We start from the raw sequence: 20,526 nt of genomic DNA on the forward strand, positions 1-20,526 counted from the left end.
CCGACCCCTTTCAGAAACGTCCGTCCTGGCAGCGCGCCACCCAGTCCGCCGCTGTCACGAATTCCTCGTCCGACGTCCCGATCAGCGGTGGCCGGACATCCGCCGCCGTGGCGTCCGCACGCGGGTACGAGCCCAGGAACCGCACCTCGTGGCAGATCCGCTTCAGCCCCGTCAGGGCCTCGGCCACCCGTCGGTCGGAGATATGCCCCTCGGCGTCGACGCAGAAGCAGTAGTTGCCGATTCCGGCGCCGGTCGGGCGGGACTGGAGCAGCATCAGGTTGATGCCCCGGGTGGCGAACTCGCCGAGCAGATCACGCAGCCCGCCCGGGTGGTCGTCGCGCTGCCAGAGCACGACCGAGGTCTTGTCCGCGCCGGTCGGCGCCGCGGGCCGGGCCGGGCGGCCCACCAGCACGAAACGGGTCTGCGCGTTCTCCGCGTCGTGGATCCCGGTCTCCAGCGCATCCAGCCCGTAGCGCGCGGCGGCGAACTCGCCGGCGAAGGCGGCGTCGTACTGGCCCTCCTGGACCAGCCGGGCCGCGTCCGCGTTCGACGCGGCGGACTCCCAGTCGGCGTCCGGGAGGTTGCGGCGGAGCCAGTTGCGCACCTGCGGCTGGGCGGCGGGGTGCGCGGAGACCGTCTTGATGTCCGACAGCTTCGTCCCGGGCCGGACCAGCAGCGCGAAGGTGATCGACAGCAGCACCTCGCGGTAGATCATCAGCGGGGCGCCCGCGACCAGCTCGTCCAGGGTGGTGGTGATACCGCCCTCGACGGAGTTCTCGATCGGTACGAACGCGGCCTCGGCCTCTCCCGCGCGCACCGCGTCCAGCGCGGACTGGACGGACACGTAGGGGATCAGCTCCCGGGTGGCGGTCTCCGGGAGGGTGCGCAGGGCGACTTCGGTGAAGGTGCCCTCGGGACCGAGATACGCGTAGCTCGCTGGCATGGGTTCACCCTAATGGGCCTGGGGAGGCGGGTTTGACCCGTCTCACGGCGGGCCACTCTTAAGGGCTACCCGTCCCGGGGGCAGGGACAGGGGCAGGCGCGGGGGCGGGGGCAGGCGCGGGCAGGGAGCAGGACGTAGCTGGCACCCTCGACGGTCCTCCCACCTCCGGACGCCCCCCGCCTCCTCACCCCTCCAGCAGCGACTCCCCCACATACCCCCCCTCCGCCGCGCCCCCCGGCACCGCGAACAGTCCGCTGCTCTCGTGGCGGATGAACGCCGACAGGGCGTCCCCGCGGTCCAGCTTCCGCTGCACCGGGACGAAACCGCGGAGCGGATCCGCCTGGAAGCACACGAACAGCAGCCCCGCGTCCGCCACCCCGTCGGCGTCGAAGCCGTCGTGGTACGAGAACGGCCGCCGCAGCATCGCCGCGCCCCCGTTCTGGTCGGGCCGGGTGATCCGGGCGTGGGCGTTGATCGGCACCAGCAGATCGCCCCCGGCATCGACCTTGTCCAGTTCCATCTCGGTGGTCTCGGTGCCGTCGGCGCCCGCCGACAGCGCCGCCCCGTCCGCCTTGCGCCGCCCGATGATCCCCTCCTGGTCCTTCATCGGGAGGCCCTCCCAGTCGTCCAGCAGCATCCGGATCCGGCGGACGACCACATAGGTGCCGTCCGCCATCCACTCCGGGTCCTTGGTGGGAGCCGCCGGGACCCAGATCCGGGCATCGAAGTCCGGCTCCGACGGCCGGGGGTTGCGGGTGCCGTCGATCTGGCCCATGAGGTTGCGGGTGGTCATGGGGCGGGCGGTGGCGCCGGGTGAGCGGTTGAAGCCGTTCATCTGCCAGCGGATCCGGGCGGTGCTGCCCGTGTCCTTCTGGAGGGCGCGCAGGGCGTGGAAGGCGACGAGGGCGTCGTTGGCGCCGATCTGGACCCAGAGGTCGCCGTTGCTGCGGGCTCTGTCGAGGCGGTCGGAGGAGAAGTCGGGGAGGGGGTCGAGGGCGACCGGGCGCTGTGCTTCCAGCCCGGTGCGGGCGAAGAAGCTGTGGCCGAGGCCGAAGGTGACGGTGAGGGCGGAGGGGCCGGCGTCCAGGGCGACGCCGGTGTCGTCGTGGGGGGCGGGTTCGCCCGCCATCAGGCGCTGGGCGGTCTCGGACCAGCGGCGCAGCAGGGCGGTGGCCTCGCGGCGTCCCGCGCCGGGGGCCAGGTCGAAGGCGATGAGGTGACCCCGGGCGTGCATGGCGGTGGTGATGCCGGGCTGATGTTTCACGTGAAACGGTGCCTGCTCGGTGCCGACGGACGTGAGCGGGGTGGCCCCGGCGGGGGCGGCTGCGTAGCCGACGGCCCCGCCCGCCGCCCCGAGCACCAGCCCGGTGGCCCCGGCGGTCCCGAGCAGGGTCCGCCGGGAGATGCCCTCGCGGGCGCCGTCCGGGCCGGAGCCACCGTCGCCGCTGCCGCTGTCAACGTCGCTACTGCTCTTGCGGCTGCCGGTGTCAACGTCGCTGCTGCTGCGGCTGTCGCTGCCGTCGTGGCCATTGCTCCCGGCATCGCTCTCGGCATCGCCGTCGCTGTCCTGGGGCGGCACCGTTCTCTGCCGGGGCTGGGTCTTCTGCCGGGGCTGCGGGGCCGACGGCCCGCCGGTGATCCGGGAGGTGGTGTCGTGGCCGGCCGTGTCGTCGGCCGGGGTGTGGTCGGGCATGGTCCGTACTAGCCGATCTGCGCGTTCTTGGAGACGGTCACCTGGTCGATGTCGGAGGTCCTCACGGTCACCTCGACCTGCCACTCGCCCGGCATCGGGATCTGGACCCCGGCGGCCGACCAGTGGCCGGTGGTGATGTGGTCCGGGACGACCGGCAGGGGCCCGATGTCCTGGGCCTTCAGCGTGAAGGCCAGCTCGATCTCGGGGAGGTCGAAGGCGCGTCCGTTGGGCCGCTCGGCATACACATGCACCTCATTGGCGCCGACCCGCGCGGGATCGATGTCGACCCGCACGACCCCCTTGCCGTCCTCGCCGCCCGTGTCGAACGGCAGGTCCAGCGTCACCGCGCCGGTCGAGGGCGCCGAGGGATCCGTGGCGGCGGGGGAGGCGGCGGATCTGGCGTCCAGCTCGGTGCGGCCCGGTTCGGTCGAGGTCAGGACGGTGGTCACGGCGAGGAGGACGACCGCGACCCCGGCCTCGGCCAGCACCGAGCGGCGCAGCCCGAACCGGTTGGGGTCGGCGTCCCGCAGCCGCTTGCGGGTGGCCTCCTCGGCGGCGGCCCGCTGCCGGGCGAGCTGCGCGGCCCGCTGGGGGTCGCCGGAGTCCTTGGACCCCTTGGATCCGCCGGCGGACCCCTTGGAATCCGTGGACCCCTTGGACCCCTTGGACCCCTTGCCCGAGGTGGCCGTCCGGGCGGCGCCGCCGCCCACCGCCACCTTCGCCTTCCGTTTGGCGCCGGAGGCGGCCTTCTTGGCACCGGAGGCGACCGTCACCTCCGCCAGCCGTGCCGTCCACCGCCGGGACAGCCAGGCGATCCCGACCAGCACCGCCACCAGCCCCAGCTTGACCAGCAGCAACTGGCCGTAGCGGGTGTCGGTGAAGGCGGCCCAGGAGCCGAGCTGGCGCCAGGACTGGTAGACGCCGGTCACCACCAGGGCGATCACGCTGCCGAAGGCGACCCGGGAGAAGCGGCGTACGGCGAAGGCGTCGAGGGGGGTCTCGGCGGGCGCCCGGTACAGCGCGACCAGCAGCGTGCACAGCCCACCGAGCCAGGCGGCGACGGCGAGCAGATGCAGAACGTCCACCGGCATCGCGATACCGGTCTGGATCCCGGTGGAGGCGTGCTCGGCCATCGCCCAGCTCGCCGCGAGCCCGGCGGCGACCACGACCCCGCCGACCGCCAGCCCGAAGGTCAGATCCCGCTTCTCGGCGTCCTCCCGCTTGTTGTACGCGCCGAAGAGCACGGCGATGAACAGCGCGGCGGCGGCGAGCAGCAGCAGCCGGGAGACCAGCGCGGCACCGGTCTTGGTCTGGAGGACATCGCCCAGCAGATCCAGATCGACGATGTCCCCGACCTTGCCGGAGCCGGTGTACGAGCCGCGCAGCAGCAGCAGCCACAGCGTGGCGGCGGTCAGCGCGACCCACCCGGAGACCACCAGCCGCTGCACGGCCCGCACCCCGGACCCGCGCTGCCAGCAGACCAGGACGAAGGCCGCGCCACCGGCCAGCACGGTGAAACCGGCGTACGAGATGTACCGCCCGATGTCGTAGAGCGCGCCCACGACCCCGCCGCCGTTGTTCTGGTCGTCCACGGTGACCGAGGTCGCGGAGGGGGCGCTGATGGAGAAGGTGAAGGCACCGGCCACGGGGTGGCTGTCGGCGGAGACGACCTGATAGGTGACGGTGTACGTGCCGTCGGGCAGGCCCGAGTGCAGTTTGACGGTGTAGATGGTGTCGCTGGGGTTGGTGGGGGCACCGGTGTCCGCGCGCTCCCCCTTGGGGCCGAGGACGCGCACACTGCCCTCGGGCGCGGAGACCGGTTCGGAGAAGGTCAGCGAGACCTGCGCCGGGGCCTGTTCGACCACCGCCCCCTGCTGGGGGTCGCTGCTGGTGACCGCGGCATGGGCGGAGGCCGGTGCGGCGCCCAGGAAGAGCGCGCCGGTCACCGCCACGAGCAGCAGCACCAGGCTGCGCAGCCGGGGGGCGATGGACTGCGTCAAGGGTGGTCCCTCCCTCAGTGGCCGGACGAGTGGTCTGCGGACGAGCCGTCGGACGACGAGCCGCCGGACGACGAGTCGCCTGCCGATGCGCCGCCCGACGACGAGTCGCCTGCCGACGAACCGTCTGCCGACGATTCCGATCGGCTGGACGCCGGGGTGTACGTCGACGCCTTCACCGGAATCTCGACGTCGACCGGTTCGATACCCGCGAAGTGGAGCTTCACGGCGACCTTCTCGCCTTCCAGCGGCTTGTGCGTCAGCTTTTCGAACATCAGATGGTTGCCGCCGCTGGCCAGCTCCAGCCGACCGCCCGCCGGTACGGCGAGGGACTCGACCTCGCTCATCCTGCCGTCGACCGTCTCGTGCACGGTCACCTCACCGAGATCGCTGGTCACGGAGACCAGCTCGGCCGCCTCGCCACCCCGGTTGGAGACGGTCAGGAAGCCGGCCGCCATCGAGTCGGAGACGGGCTGGGGCATATAGGCGGCGCTGACGGCGAGATCCGGCCCCGCCGACGCCCCGGACCCGGAGTCGGACCCGGACCCGCAGCCTGCGATCAGCGCGCCACCCATCAGCAGCGCGGCGAGGACCGTCCCCGGCCCCCGTCCACGGAGCCTCACGGGTTCTCCCCCTTGATCAGCTTCGGCAGATCCTCGGTGTAGTCGTCCACGGTGGCGTCCTCGCCGTAGAGGACATAGCCGCCGTCGGTCTTCGGGGAGAACGCGACGACCTGGGTGCCGTGGGTGGAGACGACCTTGCCGTCCGCGTCCTTGGTGGGCGGCTCGATGGAGATGCCGAGTGTGCGGGCGCCCGCCTGGATGGTGGCGAAGTCGCCGGTCAGCCCGGTCACCTGGGGGTCGATGCCCTGGAGCCACTCGCCGAGCGCCTCGGCGGTGTCCCGCTCCGGGTCGGTGGTGACGAACACGATCTGCAACTCGTCCTGTTCCGCCTGCGGCAACTGCTTCTTGGCGACCGCGATGTTGTTCATGGTCAGCGGGCAGACATCGGGGCAGTTGGTGTAGCCGAAGTAGATCAGTGTCGGCTTGCCCGCGGTCTCGGCCCGGAAGTCGTACGACTCGCCCCGGGTGTCGGTCAGCACCAGGTCGGGCTTCTCGAACGGCTTGTCCAGCACGGTCGCCGCCTGGTCCGAGGGGGCCTCCTCGGAGACCACGGTGACCGGCGAACCGGAGTCGTCGCCGCTGCCGCAGGCCGAGAGGGTGAAGGCGGCTGCGGCGAGCAGGGCCGCCGCCGCGAGAGTGTTCTTGCGCATGACGAAGGTTGTCCTCTGGGAGAAGTTCCGGGCGGAGTTCCGGGTGGAGTACCCGGAGAATTTCTGGGCGAAGTGCCGGGTGGGCGTCAGACGGAGGAGCCGGCCCCGACCCCGGCACCGGCCCCGGCTCCGGTGCCGGCCCCGGCTCCGGTTCAGGTGCTGGTCGTGGCGCCGGTCGCGCTGTCGCGGCGCCGCCCCGCGAGCACGCCGTACGCCACCCCCGCCGCGCCGACGGCGATCCCGACGACCCCGAGCACCCGGGCGGTGGTGTCGGTGGAGTCGCCGGAACCCTCGGACGCGGTGGAGGTGGCGGAGGCGCTGGCGCTGGCGTTGGCGTTGGCGTTGGCGGCGTCCGCCGCGGGCTCCTCGTCCGCTCCGGCGGCGGAGCCGTGGTGGTCGCCGGTGGCGGCGGACAGGGCGAGTACCGGAGCCGGGTTGTCCGGCTCCTCCTGGCCCTCCCGAGGCACCTCGATCCACCGCACGACCTCGTCGTTCGAGTAGGTCTGGAGGGCCTTGAAGACCAGTTCGTCGGTGGTGTCGGGCAGGGCGCCGACGGAGACCGGGAACTTCTGGAAGAAGCCCGGCTCTATGCCCTTGCCGGTGGCGGTCCAGGTCACCTTGGTCACCGCCTCGGTGATCTGCCGGCCGTGCGACTCGATCGGCTTGTCCAGCTCCGACCGGGTCACCTCGGTCCGCCAGCCCGGTACCGGCTCCGGCAGGACCGAGGACAACGGGTACTCCGCCGGGAAGGTGACCTCCAGCTTGGTGGTCGAGGCGTCGTCGCGCTCATTGGGCACCTTGAAGTCGACGACCGCGTAACCGCCCTGGGCGGCGGTCCCCTCCGGCTGCACACTGACATGCGCGAGGGCGGACGGGGCGAGGACGACGACGGCCGCGGCGGCGACGGCCCCGGCGGCGGCGATACGGGAAGCCTTCATGGGGTGAGGCACTCCACTTCGGGTGAGTGATCCGTTGGAGAGGAGGTTGGGAGAGGAAGCTCGGAGACGACGCTCGAAGACGACGCCGGAGAGGAAGAGGTACAGGCGCGTACGACGGTGCCGCCGCACGGCACAGCACCCCTCCGGATCTCCAGGTCTCCGGGTCTCCGGATCTCTCGGAAGCAGAACGAAGTGCGCTGTCGCGTCAGACGGCGAGGGCGTACGCGGCGGAGCCGTACGCGGGGGCGGGCGGACCGCGCCGGACGACGGAATGCTGAAGCGCCTCCGCGCACGGCTCGGGAGGCGCGAAGTCGGTGGCGCGCACGGCGCGCGGACCGTTCCCCGGTGCGGCCGGAAGCCCCGCGCACAGGGCGCGCACGAGGGCGAGGGCCATGCGCAGGGCCCGTACGGGTGCCATCTCGGCCCTGCCCCGTCCCCGTTCCACCCCCTGGGCGGAGAGGTCGATCAGCCGCAGCAGCGCCAGATCGCCGCGCCGCAGCAGCCAGCCCGCGGCGAGCGCCGCCAGGACATGCCCCAGCAGCATCGGCAGGGACGGCAGCAGCACACCGGAGGAGGACACGACGCCCGACACAGCGGCGTCCGCACCGCCCGGCACCGGGTCCCCGGGGTGGTGCGCGCCCCCCGCCCCCGGCATCAGCCGGGCCTCGGTCAGCACGCGCTGCGCCTCGGCCGGGCTCAGCGCGGCGGCCGTCGTCCCGCACACCAGCCGCGCCGCCCGCTCGACGAGCGAGGCGTCGGCGGCGGCACGGGCCGCTTCCGCGGCGGCCTCGGCCGTACGGTGCTGGCCCAGCCCGAAGAGACCGTGCAGGGCGAGCTGCCCGACGGCCAGCAGCCCGGCGATCCCGCCCAGCGACCGGCGGCGCCCGGCCAGCGGCACGGCGACCGCGAGCACCCCCACGAAGCCCGTCCCCAGCGCCCACAGCGGTACCGCCGCGCAGGACGCGATGACGTGCCCGACCGCGGACAGCACGACGCAGACCGCGGCGAACACCGCGGCCCGCAGGATCCGGAGATCTCTCCCGGCCCGCGCCGCGCGCGGGGGCGGCAGTGGCGGTAGGGGGGCAGTCATGGCGGCCTCATCATCGCACTGGCCCCGCGCCCGCCCCTTACCCGCCCCCTACGGCTACCCGCCCCCTACGGCTACCCACCCCCTACGGCTACCCACCCCCTACGGCTACCCGCCCCCTACGGCACCTCTGCCCCCTACGGCGGCCTTCGCGAGGATCCCTCTCCCTCCCGGGCGATCACAAAGGCGAGGGGCGAAATTTATTCAGGATGTATTCGGGATGTTCGGGAGAACCGGGAAAGATCTGCGGCCGAACGGCCGAAACCCCTGATACGCGCGGGCCGAGTGATGCCCCTCGCGCCCCACATACACCGGGCGCCACCCCCCTCGCATCCGCTGTATGGGCGGAGTCACCGAGAAATCGCGATTGCGTACGGGCGTGGGCGGCAATACGTAACGGTATGTCGAGCCGCGGCCAGGAGGCTGGAGCATGAGCATCTGGTGGTCACTCCATCTGCGGCGCGAGGCTGCGAGCGTCCCGCTCGCCCGGCGCCTGCTGCTCGGCACCATGGAGACCGCGGGCGTCGACCCCGACGTCTCGTACGACCTCTCCGTGGCACTGAGCGAAGCGTGTGCGAACGCCGTCGAGCACGGCGGCGGCAGCGCCCCCGGGTCGTTCTCGGGGGCCTATCGCGTCACGGCCTATCTCGACGGCGAGATGTGCCGTATCGAGGTCACGGACTCCGGCCCCGGCTTCACGGCCGACCGTCCGCCCCGCCCACCGTCCATGGCCACCCACGTGGCCACACCCACGGCCACACCCTTGGCGATGGACGAGGCCGAGAACGGCCGGGGCCTCTACCTGATCCGTGAACTCGCCGACCATGTCCATATCGCCAACAAACCCGGCCGGGGCGGCGCCGTGGTCAGCTTCGACAAGCTGCTGAAGTGGCGCAAGGACGCGCCACTGATGGCCGTCTAACCCGCCCGTACCCCCGCCGCCCCGTACTCCCCCTGATGCCCCCGCCCAGCGGACTCCCACGGAGTCCTCACAGCGCCCTCACCGCACTGCTCCGTACAGTACGACGATGCAGATCGGGGCGGATGAGGCGCTGGCGCAGACGGCTGTTTCGGCACTGACGGCCCAACTGGCGCTGGCACCGAAACCGGGCCTGCCCGACCCGCGCGACCTCGCCGGGGCCGCCGGGGGCCGGGATCACGGCAGTCTGCGCTGGTCCGCGAAGGCCCTCGCGCCCGGACTGACGGCGATGGCGGCGGCGGCCCGCCGCACCGGGGAGCCCACGGCGGAGCTGCGCGCGGAACTCGGCGCGATAGGCCGCTGCGCGGAGCACACGGTGGGCCGGGCAGGCGGTGGTCACCGGGGTGCCCTGTGGACGCTGGGGCTGCTGGTCGCCGCGGCGGCGCTGACCCCGGAGGGCGGCCCCGAGGACATCGCCCTGACCGCCAAGCGGATCGCCGCCCACCCCGACCGCCGGGCACCGCGTCGGCCGTCCCGGGGGTCGACGGTGTCGGCGACGTACGGGGCGGCGGGGGCGCGGGGTGAGGCGCGGGCCGGGTTCCCCCATGTCCGCCGGGCGCTGACGGCCCTGGCGGCGGCCCGCGCGTCCGGCGCGTCCGAGGGCGAGGCCCGCCTGGACGCCCTGCTGACGGTGATGTCCACCCTCCAGGACACGGAACTCCTCCACACGGCGGGCCCGCGCGGCCTGCGTCACGTCCAGTCGGGAGCGCGAGCTGTCCTCGAAGCGGGCGGCTCGGCGACACCGGCCGGCCACACCGCCCTGACCACCCTGGACACCGACCTCACAGCCCGCGCCCTGAGCCCCCGAGGCACAGCACCCCTCCTGTCCGGAGCCCTGTTCCTGGACACCAGAAGATAAAAACCCCCTCACCACAACCCCCTAAGGGGCGCGGGGAACTGCGCGCCCAACCCCCACCCACCCGCACCCGACCAACAACCCTCCAGGGGCGCGGGGAACTGCGCACACCCCCCACTCACCCGCACCCCCCACTCACCCGCACCCCCCACAACCCTCACCCCTCCACAACAGCCCCCATCCAAGCCTCCACCGCACTCCCCTCCCGAGGCAGCGCAGCGCTGAGGTTCCGGTTCCCCTCCTCCGTCACCAGCAGATCGTCCTCGATCCGCACCCCGATCCCCCGGTACTCCTCCGGCACGGTCAGATCGTCGGCCTGGAAGTACAGCCCCGGCTCCACCGTCAGGCACATCCCCGGCTCCAGCACGCCGTCCACATACGTCTCGGTCCGCGCGGCGGCGCAGTCGTGGACGTCCATGCCCAGCATGTGCCCCGTCCCGTGCAGCGTCCACCGCCGCTGGAGCCCCAGCTCCAGCACCCGCTCGACCGGCCCCTCCACCAGCCCCCACTCCACCAGCCGCTCCGCCAGCACCCGCTGGGACGCGTCATGGAAGTCCCGGTACTTCGCGCCCGGCTTCACCGCCGCGATCCCCGCCTCCTGGGCGTCGTAGACGGCGTCGTAGATCTTCCGCTGGATGGCGGTGAACCGCCCGCTGACCGGCAGCGTCCGGGTCACGTCCGCGGTGTAGTACGTGTGGGTCTCGACGCCCGCGTCGAGCAGCAGCAGATCGCCGGAGCGGACGGGCCCGTCGTTGCGCACCCAGTGCAGGGTGCAGGCGTGGGCCCCGGAGGCGCAGATGGAGCCGTAGCCGACGTCGTTGCCCTCGACCCGGGCGCGCAGGAAGAACGTGCCCTCGATGTACCGCTCGGAGGTCGCCTCGGCCTTGTCCAGGACCCGTACGACGTCCTCGAAGCCCCGCACCGTGGAGTCGACGGCCTTCTGGAGTTCCCCGATCTCGAAGTCGTCCTTCACGAGCCGCTGCTCGGAGAGGAAGACCCGCAGCTCCTCGTCGCGCTCGGCGGTGACCTTGTCGGTGAGGGCGGCCTCGATCCCGGCGTCGTGCCCGCGCACCACCCGCACCGGGCCGGTGGCCTCGCGCAGGGCGCCCGCCAGCTCGCGCACATCGGAGGCGGGGATGCCGTGGAGCTGCTCGGCCTCGGCGAGCGAGTGGCGGCGGCCGACCCACAGCTCACCCTGGCCGCTGAGCCAGAACTCGCCGTTCTCCCGGTCGGAGCGCGGCAGCAGATAGATCGTCGCGGTGTGCCCGCCGGAGGCGCGCGGCTCCAGCACCAGGACGCCGTCCTCGGTCTGGTTGCCGGTGAGGTACGCGTACTCCACGGACGCCCGGAACGGGTACTCGGTGTCGTTGGAGCGGGTCTTGAGCCGGCCGGCGGGGACGACGAGGCGGTCGCCCGGGAAGCGGGCGGAGAGCGCGGCGCGCCGGGCGGCGGTCTCGGCGGCCTGGGGGATCGGCGCGAGGTCGTGCAGCTCGGTGTCGGCCCAGCCGGACTTCATGTTCTCGGCCAGCTCGTCGGACACACCGGGATACAGCCCGTTCTTGCGCTGCTTGACCGGCTTGTCGGACTCGGCCTCCGGCTCGATGTCCAGGTTCTCCAGGGTCTCCGGGTTCTCCGGGGTCTCCCGGTTCTCCGGGGTGAGCTGGTCGGCCACGGTGATCCTCCTGGGATCGGGGATATCGGGGATATCGGGGATATCGGGGATACGTCACGAGGGGGCCCGGTCACGACAGGGGCCCTGTCCATCGTACGGACGTACGGAAGGGGGGCCGACACCCGGAATGCCCGTTACGTGCAGCGACCACCCGCCTACCCGCGCCGCTCCCACCTATCCGCGCCCCCCACCTGCCCGCGCCACTCCCACCTGCACGCGCCACCCGCCCACGCACGCCACCCGCCCACCGGCGCCCCGACCCCATACGGCCCGGCTCCCGGCCCGGCCCTACTCGAACCGCGCCGCCAGCATCACCACATCCTCCTCACTGTCCACCGCCCCGCCCGCCCCGTCCGGCAGGACCGCCCCGCCCGCCCCCTCCGGCAGGACCGCCCGCAGGATGTGGTCGGTGACCGCCTCGGGGTCGTGGCGGGCCGCCCTGGGGACCCCGGCCGCCGCCGCGTGCAGCCGGGCGAACGCCCGGTCGACCGGGTCGCCGGTGCGCTGGAGGAGCCCGTCGGTGTAGAGCAGCACCGTCTCGCCGCTCTCCGCCTGGACCTCCACGCTCGGCGCCTCCCAGCAGGCGAGCATCCCGAGCGGCGCGGAGACGGAGGTCTCGACGAACTCGGTGCGCCGCTCGCCGATCAGCAGCGGCGGGCAGTGCCCGGCCCCGGCGAGGGTGAGCTTGCCGAGCGCCGGCTCGACGTAGGCGAACAGGGCGGTGGCCGAGCGGGCGGGCTCGGTGAGCCGCAGCAGCAGCTCCAGATCGGACAGGACGGCGACCGGGTCCTCGCCCTCCATCACGGCGTAGGCGCGCAGGGAGGCCCGCAGCCGCCCCATCGCGGCGACCGCGCTCGGCCCCGACCCGGTGACCGAGCCGACCGCCAGCCCGAGCGCCGCGTCCGGCAGCGGCAGCGCGTCGTACCAGTCACCGCCGCCGCGCGGCCCGGTGCGGTGCCGGGCGGCGAGCTGGACGCCGGGGACCCGGGGCAGCCGGGAGGGGAGCAGTTCCTCGGCGATGGTGGCCAGGCGGGCCCGGGTGCGCTCGACCTCCAGGAGCCGGGCGAGGTGCTCGCCCGCGTGGCGGAGGTAGAGCCGGGCCAGATGGCGCATGCGTGCGACCGGCTCGGCGGGCTCGTCGTACAGCCAGACGGCGGCACCGAGCCGGCCCGCCCGCTCGGCGTCGAGCGGCAGGGCGTAACCGGCGGCGTAGCCCAGGTGGGCGGCGACCTCGCGATGGCGCGGGTCGAGCCCCTCCTCGGCGAACAGATCGGCGCGCACCGCCTCGGTCACCGCGCCGGGCGGCCCGGCCGGGGCGTCGAGGAGGGCGCCGTGCGGCAGGGAGGAGCGCGGGACGGTCTCCAGATGGCCGAGGTCGGCGGGGGCGAGGCCGAGGCCGAGGGTGGAGCGGGGGCCGAGTCCGTCGGCCGGTTCCAGGACGACCAGGCCGCGACGGGCGCCGACCAGGGCGGCTCCGGCGCGCAGCAGTTCCCGGAGGGCGTCGGGGAGGGTGTCGGTGCGGGTCAGGCGCTCGGTCAGCTCGTGCAGGGTGGTGAGATCGGAGACCCAGCCGGCCAGCCGGTCCTGGAGCAGGGCGCCCGCACCGGACGTGACCGTCGGCGGGACGGCGGTGGCGCCGGAGGGGGTCCCGGGGTCCTCGGCGGCCCCGGTGGCGCCGGAGGTCACGGGCGCGGGCGCGACAGTGTGGGCGGGTGAGGGAACCGTGGAATCGATTCCGGCCACTTTCGGAGGGTGCGGGGCGGTCATGGTGTCCGGCTTTCCGGCCGGTGCGTACTGCTCCAAAGCATCGCAAACCCCCATGTCATTCTGCGTCGCTAGCAGTGTCTCCACATGTACACGCACTCGTGAGGAGATGTCCAGCATTGTCCTGCTGGGATTCCTGGTGTCCGAGGGGTATCCATGCGTCCCGCGGGAGGAATCGCTGTTCCCCTTATGGAAAGGCAAAGTTGGCTTAAAACTGACTCATGTATCGGGTGATTGGGGTCGACTGGCCTTGCTCGACGGAGCGTCACAGCGGTCGTGATGGGTACGTACTCGGTGAAGGCCAGGGGTGGTTGGGGGATACCCGGAACCTGGTGACGGACCCGGGCGTCTTAGCCACCGACGACCGTGCCCCATCCTCTCGTGGTGGCGGCGAAGAGTAAGAGCGCGACCCGAAAACGCCAGACTTCGCCACCCCACGCCACATCCATGCTTGTGGCAGAGCTTTTGACAGAAGCGGCTGGATGCGGCCGGACGCAGTGAGAAGACGCGGCCGGCGGAAGCAGCAGTCGGCCGCACCATGGACAGCCACAGCATGGACGCGACGGCAGCGGACGCAGCCGATGCTCGACCCAGAGGGGTCCCCGTGCTCACGGCAGGGGTGTGATGCGCCCATAGGTATGCACAGTGAAGTGATCGACACATGGTGTGAAGGCACATGGTGTGAATGTGGCCCACGGTGTTGCCAGGCGTGCAACGGAAAGGAACGAGCGCTCATGCGCGAGATCCTCGGAAGGCGACGCAGGCTCCTGTCCAGGCGGAACGACGGGAGACCTGAGCTGGTCGGCGCGGCTTTGACCTTCGGGACGCAGTGGCAGTGGCCGATACTCCCCGGTGTGGCGGCCGACCCAGAGGGCCGGTCCCGCTGCGGCTGCCCCGACCCCGAGTGCACGGTGCCCGGAGCCCACCCCTTCGACCCCGGACTGCTCGCGGCCACCACCGACGAGCGCATGATCCGCTGGTGGTGGGCCAACCGCCCCACCGCCCCGGTCATCCTCGCGACCGGTGGTACCGCGCCCTGCGCGGTGAGCCTGCCCGCGGCCGCCGCCGCCCGCGCCCTCACCGCGCTGGACCGCGAGGGCATGCGGCTCGGCCCGGTCGTCGCCTCGCCCACCCGCTGGGCGCTGCTGGTCCGGCCGTACTCGATGGAACAACTGGGCGAACTGCTGTACGCCAAGGACTTCGTCCCCGGCTCGCTCCGCTTCCACGGCGAGGGCGGCTACCTCGCCCTCCCTCCGTCCGTCACCGGCCAGGGCGAGATCCACTGGGAGCGCGCACCGCTGCCCGGCTCGGCCTCCCCCTGGGTGCCCGATGTGGAGGCCGTGGTCGACGCGGTCGTCGAGGCCCTCACTCGTACGGGTGTGAGCGCGCCCGAGTTGTAGGGGTGTCGGGCGCCGCCGGAACCGGGCGCCCGTCCCCGCTCGTTATCGTCCCTCGCATGAACCCCCGTCTTCTCGCCCTCGCGGGCCTCGCGGTGTGTGCGGTCGTCCTGCCCCTGGCGGTGGCGTCGGCGGGCCCGGCGGGCGACGGGGACGACACCCGGGGGGCCACCCTCGTACGGCAGAACGAGCGGAGCGGGCGGGACGGGCAGGACGAGCAGGACGGCGGCGGAACTGCGGCCGGTGGGGCTGTCGGCGGTACTGCTGCGGGTGGCGACCGGGTGGACGCGCGGGCTCCGGGCGGCGACCGGCCCGGCATCCTGGAGCAAGCCCCTGATACGGCAACCGGACTCGCCCCGGACACGGTGACCGGACGCACCCCGGCGGTCTCCGACTCCCCCTCGTCCCTCACCCGTATCCCCACCCCCACCCACACCCTCGGTCTCGGCCTCGCCACCGCCGCCCGCTGCGGTCCCGAACTCACCTCGCCGGACGGCATCGAGGCGCAGACCTGCGTCCTGACCCAGGGCGAGGACACCTGGGCGCGCACCTACTACCGCAACGCGACCGGCGACGCCCTGACCGCTGTCCTCACCCTCATGGGCCCCGGTGGGCGCACGGTGACCCTGCACTGTCCGGTGGGCGGGGGCGACGAACCGGCGGAGTGCTCGACGCCGAGGGAGCGGACGCGCGGGGGACTGGACCACTACTCGGCGGTCGCGGAATTCGCGGACGCGGCCGGTACGGGGCCTTCGCTGCTGCGCTCGGGGAGCAACTCGGGCGACCCGGCGAGCGGTTGACCACAGGAGCGGCGCAGGGGCCGGGAGCCCGGCGGCGCGGGGGCATGAAGAGGCCCGATTGCTGGCGACGGGGGATGCACCAGCAACCGGGCTACTGGAACGGTAACAAGAGATCGGCTGTTAGCAAATTCGATCTCGGCATTTACCCATCGCTCCGGACGCCGACTGGCTTGTTGCCGACGGGAGTTGGGGATGGAACGCGGGCCGGAGGGTGCGGCGCGCCGGGCTCCGGAACGGGGTGCGGCGGCTGACCGACCGATCAGCCGCCGCACCCCTTCTGCCCTGCCGCCGCACGGCTCCCGGCGGACTCAGCTCAAAGTGACCTGACGGTTGGTCAGACCGCCTCGGGCGCGGCGCTCGTCGCCGGTGAGCGGCTCGTCCGAGGCCAGCGCGACGGCCAGTCGCTCGGCGAACTCGGCGGCCGGCTTCTCGATGTCCTCGGCGCTCGTCGCGCTCGGCAGGTCCCAGACCGGCACGGTGAGGCCGTGCGCCCGGAAGGAGCCCACCAGCCGGGTGCCCTCGCCGAGCCCCGAGCGGCCGGCCGCGTGCAGCCTGGCGAGCGCGTCGAGCAACTGCTCCTCGGGGTGGGGCATCACCCAGCGCAGATGGTTCTTGTCGGGGGCCTCGCACCAGTAGGCCGCGTCGACGCCGGTCAGTTTGACGGTGGGGATGGCGGCGGCGTTGGCCCGCTCCAGGGAGGCGGTCACCTCCGCCGAGGCGTTCTCCGCGTCCGGCACCCAGAACTCGAAGCCGGTGTGCACAACTGGCGCGAACGTGCCCTCCGGGTCCAGCAGATCCTGGAGGCGCGGCCCGTCGGCCGGAACGCGGCGCGCCTGCACCGGCGTACCGGGCGCGGCGGTCAGCGCCTGGGTGAGGGTGTCGGCGAGGTCGCGGCTGATGTCGCCGGAGGCGGTGTCGTTCTGGAGGCCGATCAGCACCGAGCCGTCGTCGCGGCGCAGCGCGGGCCAGGCCATCGGCAGCACGGTGGCGAGCGTCACCGACGGGACGCCCTCCGGCAGCCCGTCCCTCAGGCGCAGTTCGGCGGTCGCGGCCGGGACCAGTTCGCGCAGCGCCACCCAGTCGCACTCACCGGGCAGGCCCTCGAACGGCCGCTGCACCAGCTCCGTCACGGCCTGCGCGGCGGCGCGGCCATGGCATGCCTTGTAGCGGCGCCCACTGCCGCAGGGGCAGGGCTCGCGCGCGCCGACGACCGGAACCTCTCCATCCGTGAGCTGCGGGCGCGCGCCCTTCGACTGGGGTCGCTTCTTGGCCATGGTGGATGTCTCCCGGAGACGGCTCTTCTGGTACGGCGCGAGCCTAGTCGCTCGGGTGCGGAGGGCTGGTGTCCGGAGGGGGGAGGTCGTGCCGAAGGCACGGACGCGGCCCGGGAACCGGATGGGTGCGGCGACCGGCGTGCCGTGCCCGGCGGGTACGGCCAGCGGGTATGGCCGGCGGGTACGGCCGACCGGTGCCGGGCGGGAGGTGCCGCCCGTCGGCCGGTCGGCCGGTGCGCGCCGAAGCGCCTTGCCGGTACCTGTGTCTCTGCCCGCGTCCGTCAGTCCAGATCGTCGAACGCGTCCGCGAAGTCCAGGTCGGGGACCGCCGAGAGGGCGGGTGCCCCGACCCGGGTCGCGAAATCGTCGCGGCGATGGCCGGACCGGTGGTCGCGTACATCGTCGTGGACCACGACCCACACCGTGACCTCGCCTCGGGCGTCGTCCCGGACACCCCAGTCGTCGGCCAGTGCGGTGATGATGTTCAGCCCCCGGCCGCCGTGGGCCGTGACCGACGGGGTCGCCGGTGCGGGGCGGGTGGGGCCGCCGCCGTCCGTGACCTCGACGATCAGCCGCCCGCGCGGGTCCACCCGCCAGGCGGCCCGGACGTCGCCGTCCCCGGCCAGGGCGTCGCCCAGGGGCCGGCCGTGCTTGCAGGCATTGCTCAACAGTTCGGAAAGGATCAATACAGCATCGTCAATGACCGATTCGGCCACACCGCCTGTGCGAAGCTGATCGCGCATCCGGTGTCGCGCCTTCCCCACGCCCGCAGGGCCATGGGGTACGGCCATGCTCGACGACGTGGGCACTTCCTGTGCCACCACCAACGCCACCCCCGAGACCTCCTTCGCCCCACGCCACGGTGTGGATGCCCCATTGGCCTGTACCGGAAACCGGCCAGCCCATGTGCTGTGACGCACTCACCTGGATCGAACACGGACCGAACGCGCCGGTGCACTCCCTGTGATGAAGCCGTCAGGACACTGTCAGGAGACTGTCAAGGGACGGTGCGGGTATGGCTGGAATTCGACGGCGTGGCCGAGACCGGAGAATGGCGGGAGGGGGCGGGTGAGGTCAAGAGATCGCCCGAGTTCTTTACGCGCCCCTTCCGGTCGGCCGTTCAGCGGCCGAGGTGGCGCAGGACCGCGCGGGGGCGGTTGGTGATGATGGCGTCGATGCCGAGGTCGACGCAGAGGTCGACGTCCTCGGGCTCGTTCACGGTCCAGACGTGCACCTGGTGACCGGCGCGCCGGAAGCGTTCGACGTAGGCGGGGTGGTGGCGGACGATCCGGAGGGAGGGCCCGGCGATCCGGACCCCGGCGGGCAGCCGTCCGTCGCGCAGCCGGGGTGAGGCGAACTGCATCAGATAGACGGTGGGCAGGGTCGGCGCGGCGGCGCGGACGCGGTGCAGGGAGCGGGCCGAGAAGCTCATGACCCGGACCGGGGACTCCTCGGGGGTGGCGGGGGCGTCCAGGCCGAACCGTTTGAGCAGGTGCAGCAGCCGTTCCTCCACCTGACCGGCCCAGCGGGTGGGGTGTTTGGTCTCGATCGCCAGTTCGACGGGCCGCCCGGCGTCCGCGACCAGTTCCAGGAGCCGTTCCAGGGTGAGGACGGAGGTGTCGGCCGGGTCCTCGGGGCGGTGCTCCCAGTCGGGGTCCTCGTCGCGGGTGCGGTAGGACTCCGTCCGCTTCCAGGAGCCGAAGTCCAGGGCGGCGAGTTCGGCCAGCTCCAGCGCGGAGACGGCGCCGCGGCCGTTGGACGTACGGTTGACGCGGCGGTCGTGGACGCAGACGAGGTGGCCGTCGGCGGTGAGACGTACATCGCATTCGAGGGCGTCGGCGCCGTCCTCGATCGCCTTGCGGTAGGCGGCGAGGGTGTGTTCGGGGGCGTCCTCGGAGGCGCCGCGGTGGGCGACGACCTGGATGCGGCGCTGGGGGGCGTGGGTCACCGCGACATGGTGTCATCGGGGCGGGCCGGGATGCATCCGTTAAGCCCAATAATTCCCAAACATCACATGTAATCCAATATAAAGAACAGTCCGGGACACACAGGCTCGGCTTATGGTGCTCTGACAGCCGGTGGGAAAAGCTGACGGCATACACCTGCGGGCGGGTGCGTGCGGACACTACGCGTGCAGCGGACGACGACCCATCCGTTCCGTGGTTGCCGCTGACGCGGACGCGCACGGGGCATGCCGACCGTGGATCGTGACGGTGACCGTGACCGCCACCCTGACCGTGGACCGAGGAGAGAAGCTGTGAGCACCGAGAACGAGGGCACCGCGGTACCGCCGGCGCCGCCGTCCGCACCTCCCGCACCGGTGGACGCGCCCGCAGCCGCATTCCCCCCGGCCCCGGACACCCCTCCGGCTCCGATCCCGTCCCTCTCTTCGCCCCCCTCTCCCCACGCGTCCTACGCCCCGCACGACACGCCGGGAAGAGCCGATTCCCCCTACGCCACGCGCGACGCGTACGGGACGCCCGCCGACTCCTCCGGGACGCCGGGCGGGCACGGGGTCTCCGCCCCGGACGCGTCCTGGCCGCCCCCGGCGCCGGGCAGCGCGGCGGGCGCAGGCGACCCCTGGGGCACCGGTCCCACCGGTCCCACCGATCCCGGTGGCGCACACCACCAGCCCCCCGGCTTTCCGCCGCCCCCGCCCTCCTCGGCACCCGAGCCGAAGCCGGGCTCCGGGCGCGGACGCGGTGGGCTGCTCGCGGGCGTCCTGGTGGCGGCGCTGCTCGCGGGCGGCCTCGGCGGCGGGCTGGGCTACACCCTGGCGAAGGACAACGACGAGACCAGTTCCACCACCGTCTCGGCCTCGGACAGCGGCGGCGACGTCAAGCGCGACCCGGGCACGGTCGCCGGGGTGGCCGCGCAGGCGCTGCCCAGTACGGTCACCATCGAGGCGGCCTCCAGCAGCGGCGAGGGCGGTACGGGCACGGGCTTCGTGTTCGACACCGAGGGCCACATCATCACCAACAACCATGTGGTGGCCGAAGCCGTCGACGGCGGCACCCTGAACGTGACCTTCCCGAGCGGCAAGAAGTACGACGCCGAGGTGATCGGGAACGCGCAGGGGTACGACGTGGCGGTCATCAAGCTCAACAACGCCCCGTCGGACCTGAAGCCGCTCACCCTCGGCAACTCCGACAAGGTGGCGGTGGGCGACTCGACGATCGCGATCGGCGCGCCCTTCGGCCTGTCCAACACGGTGACGACCGGCATCATCAGCGCCAAGAACCGCCCGGTCGCCTCCAGCGACGGCAGCGGCTCCCAGGCGTCGTACATGAGCGCGCTCCAGACCGACGCCTCGATCAACCCGGGCAACTCCGGCGGCCCGCTGCTGGACGCCCAGGGCAATGTGATCGGCATCAACTCCGCGATCCAGTCCTCCGGCAGCGGCCTCGGCGGCAGCGGCCAGTCCGGCTCGATCGGCCTGGGCTTCGCGATCCCGATCAACCAGGCCAAGTACGTCGCCGAGCAACTGATCAAGACGGGCAAGCCGGTGTACGCCAAGATCGGCGCGTCCGTCTCCCTGGAGGAGGGCACGGGCGGCGCGAAGATCACCGACACGGGCGCGGCCGGCACGGAGGCGGTGGAGCCGGGCGGCCCGGCGGCCGACGCGGGCCTCAAGCCGGGCGATGTGATCACCAAGCTCGACGACCGGGTGATCGACAGCGGCCCCACCCTGATCGGCGAGATCTGGACCCACAAGCCCGGCGACAAGGTCACCCTCACCTACGAGCGCGACGGCAAGACCAACACGGTCGACGTCACCCTGGACTCCCGCGTGGGCGATAGCTGACCCGTCCCCGCCGGAACCCGGTTACTCTTGTCCCCGCGCCGAGGGCTC

Annotated in this window: 17 protein-coding genes; 5 read left to right on the forward strand and 12 right to left on the reverse strand. The window is 72.8% G+C overall.

The features are described 5' to 3' along the window. Positions 1-10: 10 nt before the first annotated feature. The 7 genes from pheA to AB0O01_RS27340 form a co-directional block, all read right to left on the reverse strand. Positions 11-943 carry a prephenate dehydratase gene (gene pheA, locus AB0O01_RS27310; RefSeq protein ID WP_365317372.1) on the reverse strand — a complete coding sequence of 311 codons (933 nt, stop codon included), beginning with the start codon at positions 941-943 and terminating at the stop codon, positions 11-13. A gap of 184 nt (positions 944-1,127) precedes the next feature. Next, positions 1,128-2,636, reverse strand: a complete 1,509-nt coding sequence (gene efeB / locus AB0O01_RS27315) for an iron uptake transporter deferrochelatase/peroxidase subunit (RefSeq protein ID WP_365317374.1) — start codon at positions 2,634-2,636, stop codon at positions 1,128-1,130. A gap of 8 nt (positions 2,637-2,644) precedes the next feature. After that, positions 2,645-4,636: a copper resistance protein CopC gene (locus AB0O01_RS27320; RefSeq protein WP_365317376.1), complete on the reverse strand. Its 1,992-nt coding sequence runs from the start codon at positions 4,634-4,636 to the stop codon at positions 2,645-2,647. Positions 4,637-4,650: 14 nt separating this feature from the next. After that, positions 4,651-5,256 (reverse strand): copper chaperone PCu(A)C, encoded by a 606-nt coding sequence (locus tag AB0O01_RS27325; protein ID WP_365317378.1) that lies wholly within the window; start codon positions 5,254-5,256, stop codon positions 4,651-4,653. Further along, positions 5,253-5,906: an SCO family protein gene (locus AB0O01_RS27330; RefSeq protein ID WP_365317379.1), complete on the reverse strand. Its 654-nt coding sequence runs from the start codon at positions 5,904-5,906 to the stop codon at positions 5,253-5,255. Before AB0O01_RS27330 ends, AB0O01_RS27325 begins: the two co-directional genes overlap by 4 nt. Before the next feature lie 152 nt (positions 5,907-6,058). After that, positions 6,059-6,844 (reverse strand): YcnI family protein, encoded by a 786-nt coding sequence (locus AB0O01_RS27335; RefSeq protein WP_365317381.1) that lies wholly within the window; start codon positions 6,842-6,844, stop codon positions 6,059-6,061. Between the two features lie 205 nt (positions 6,845-7,049). Continuing rightward, on the reverse strand, positions 7,050-7,934 hold the full coding sequence (locus AB0O01_RS27340; protein WP_365317383.1) for a hypothetical protein: 885 nt from the start codon (positions 7,932-7,934) through the stop codon (positions 7,050-7,052). 427 nt (positions 7,935-8,361) lie between these two features. On the opposite strand from AB0O01_RS27340, the gene AB0O01_RS27345 reads away from it, so the two are divergent. Both AB0O01_RS27345 and AB0O01_RS27350 read left to right on the forward strand, forming a co-directional pair. Continuing rightward, the gene (locus AB0O01_RS27345) at positions 8,362-8,853 is read left to right on the forward strand and encodes an ATP-binding protein (RefSeq protein WP_365317385.1); all 492 of its coding nucleotides are present in this window, start codon (positions 8,362-8,364) and stop codon (positions 8,851-8,853) included. A gap of 106 nt (positions 8,854-8,959) precedes the next feature. Continuing rightward, entirely contained in the window at positions 8,960-9,769 is an 810-nt protein-coding gene (locus AB0O01_RS27350) for a triphosphoribosyl-dephospho-CoA synthase (protein ID WP_365317387.1), read from the forward strand. A 154-nt stretch (positions 9,770-9,923) separates the two neighbouring features. On the opposite strand, the gene AB0O01_RS27355 is transcribed toward AB0O01_RS27350, so the two are convergent. Together AB0O01_RS27355 and AB0O01_RS27360 are read right to left on the reverse strand one after the other, a co-directional pair. Beyond that, entirely contained in the window at positions 9,924-11,438 is a 1,515-nt protein-coding gene (locus tag AB0O01_RS27355; RefSeq protein WP_365317389.1) for an aminopeptidase P family protein, read from the reverse strand. A gap of 288 nt (positions 11,439-11,726) precedes the next feature. Further along, entirely contained in the window at positions 11,727-13,322 is a 1,596-nt protein-coding gene (locus AB0O01_RS27360) for a PP2C family protein-serine/threonine phosphatase (RefSeq protein ID WP_365317391.1), read from the reverse strand. Positions 13,323-13,936: 614 nt separating this feature from the next. Between AB0O01_RS27360 and AB0O01_RS27365 the strand changes: the two genes are divergently transcribed. Together AB0O01_RS27365 and AB0O01_RS27370 are read left to right on the forward strand one after the other, a co-directional pair. Beyond that, positions 13,937-14,602, forward strand: coding sequence for a bifunctional DNA primase/polymerase (locus tag AB0O01_RS27365; RefSeq protein WP_365317392.1), 666 nt, complete (start codon positions 13,937-13,939; stop codon positions 14,600-14,602). A gap of 56 nt (positions 14,603-14,658) precedes the next feature. Then, entirely contained in the window at positions 14,659-15,399 is a 741-nt protein-coding gene (locus tag AB0O01_RS27370) for a hypothetical protein (protein WP_365317394.1), read from the forward strand. Positions 15,400-15,707: 308 nt separating this feature from the next. Here AB0O01_RS27370 and AB0O01_RS27375 read toward each other — a convergent pair whose 3' ends face one another. The 3 genes from AB0O01_RS27375 to AB0O01_RS27385 all read right to left on the reverse strand — a co-directional run bounded on the left by AB0O01_RS27375 (position 15,708) and on the right by AB0O01_RS27385 (position 18,621). Beyond that, positions 15,708-16,673 carry a DUF5926 family protein gene (locus tag AB0O01_RS27375; RefSeq protein ID WP_365317396.1) on the reverse strand — a complete coding sequence of 322 codons (966 nt, stop codon included), beginning with the start codon at positions 16,671-16,673 and terminating at the stop codon, positions 15,708-15,710. A 281-nt stretch (positions 16,674-16,954) separates the two neighbouring features. Further along, positions 16,955-17,593, reverse strand: coding sequence for an ATP-binding protein (locus AB0O01_RS27380; RefSeq protein WP_365317398.1), 639 nt, complete (start codon positions 17,591-17,593; stop codon positions 16,955-16,957). A 200-nt stretch (positions 17,594-17,793) separates the two neighbouring features. Further along, entirely contained in the window at positions 17,794-18,621 is an 828-nt protein-coding gene (locus AB0O01_RS27385; RefSeq protein WP_365317400.1) for a glycerophosphodiester phosphodiesterase, read from the reverse strand. Positions 18,622-18,930: 309 nt separating this feature from the next. Between AB0O01_RS27385 and AB0O01_RS27390 the strand changes: the two genes are divergently transcribed. After that, positions 18,931-20,478, forward strand: a complete 1,548-nt coding sequence (locus AB0O01_RS27390; protein WP_365317402.1) for a trypsin-like peptidase domain-containing protein — start codon at positions 18,931-18,933, stop codon at positions 20,476-20,478. The last annotated feature ends 48 nt before the right edge of the window (positions 20,479-20,526 follow it).

Origin of the sequence: Streptomyces sp. NPDC093252 (assembly GCF_040683675.1) — a bacterium.
In the GTDB taxonomy this organism is placed as follows: domain Bacteria; phylum Actinomycetota; class Actinomycetes; order Streptomycetales; family Streptomycetaceae; genus Streptomyces.

Excerpts from the sequence above, each read along its gene's own strand:
- pheA (WP_365317372.1), bottom strand. The coding sequence starts at position 943 with ATGCCAGCGAGCTACGCGTATCTCGGTCCCGAGGGCACCTTCACCGAA.
- efeB (WP_365317374.1), bottom strand. The coding sequence starts at position 2,636 with ATGCCCGACCACACCCCGGCCGACGACACGGCCGGCCACGACACCACC.
- AB0O01_RS27330 (WP_365317379.1), bottom strand. The coding sequence starts at position 5,906 with ATGCGCAAGAACACTCTCGCGGCGGCGGCCCTGCTCGCCGCAGCCGCC.
- AB0O01_RS27335 (WP_365317381.1), bottom strand. The coding sequence starts at position 6,844 with ATGAAGGCTTCCCGTATCGCCGCCGCCGGGGCCGTCGCCGCCGCGGCC.
- AB0O01_RS27340 (WP_365317383.1), bottom strand. The coding sequence starts at position 7,934 with ATGACTGCCCCCCTACCGCCACTGCCGCCCCCGCGCGCGGCGCGGGCC.
- AB0O01_RS27345 (WP_365317385.1), top strand. The coding sequence starts at position 8,362 with ATGAGCATCTGGTGGTCACTCCATCTGCGGCGCGAGGCTGCGAGCGTC.
- AB0O01_RS27350 (WP_365317387.1), top strand. The coding sequence starts at position 8,960 with ATGCAGATCGGGGCGGATGAGGCGCTGGCGCAGACGGCTGTTTCGGCA.
- AB0O01_RS27360 (WP_365317391.1), bottom strand. The coding sequence starts at position 13,322 with ATGCTGGACATCTCCTCACGAGTGCGTGTACATGTGGAGACACTGCTA.
- AB0O01_RS27365 (WP_365317392.1), top strand. The coding sequence starts at position 13,937 with ATGCGCGAGATCCTCGGAAGGCGACGCAGGCTCCTGTCCAGGCGGAAC.
- AB0O01_RS27370 (WP_365317394.1), top strand. The coding sequence starts at position 14,659 with ATGAACCCCCGTCTTCTCGCCCTCGCGGGCCTCGCGGTGTGTGCGGTC.
- AB0O01_RS27375 (WP_365317396.1), bottom strand. The coding sequence starts at position 16,673 with ATGGCCAAGAAGCGACCCCAGTCGAAGGGCGCGCGCCCGCAGCTCACG.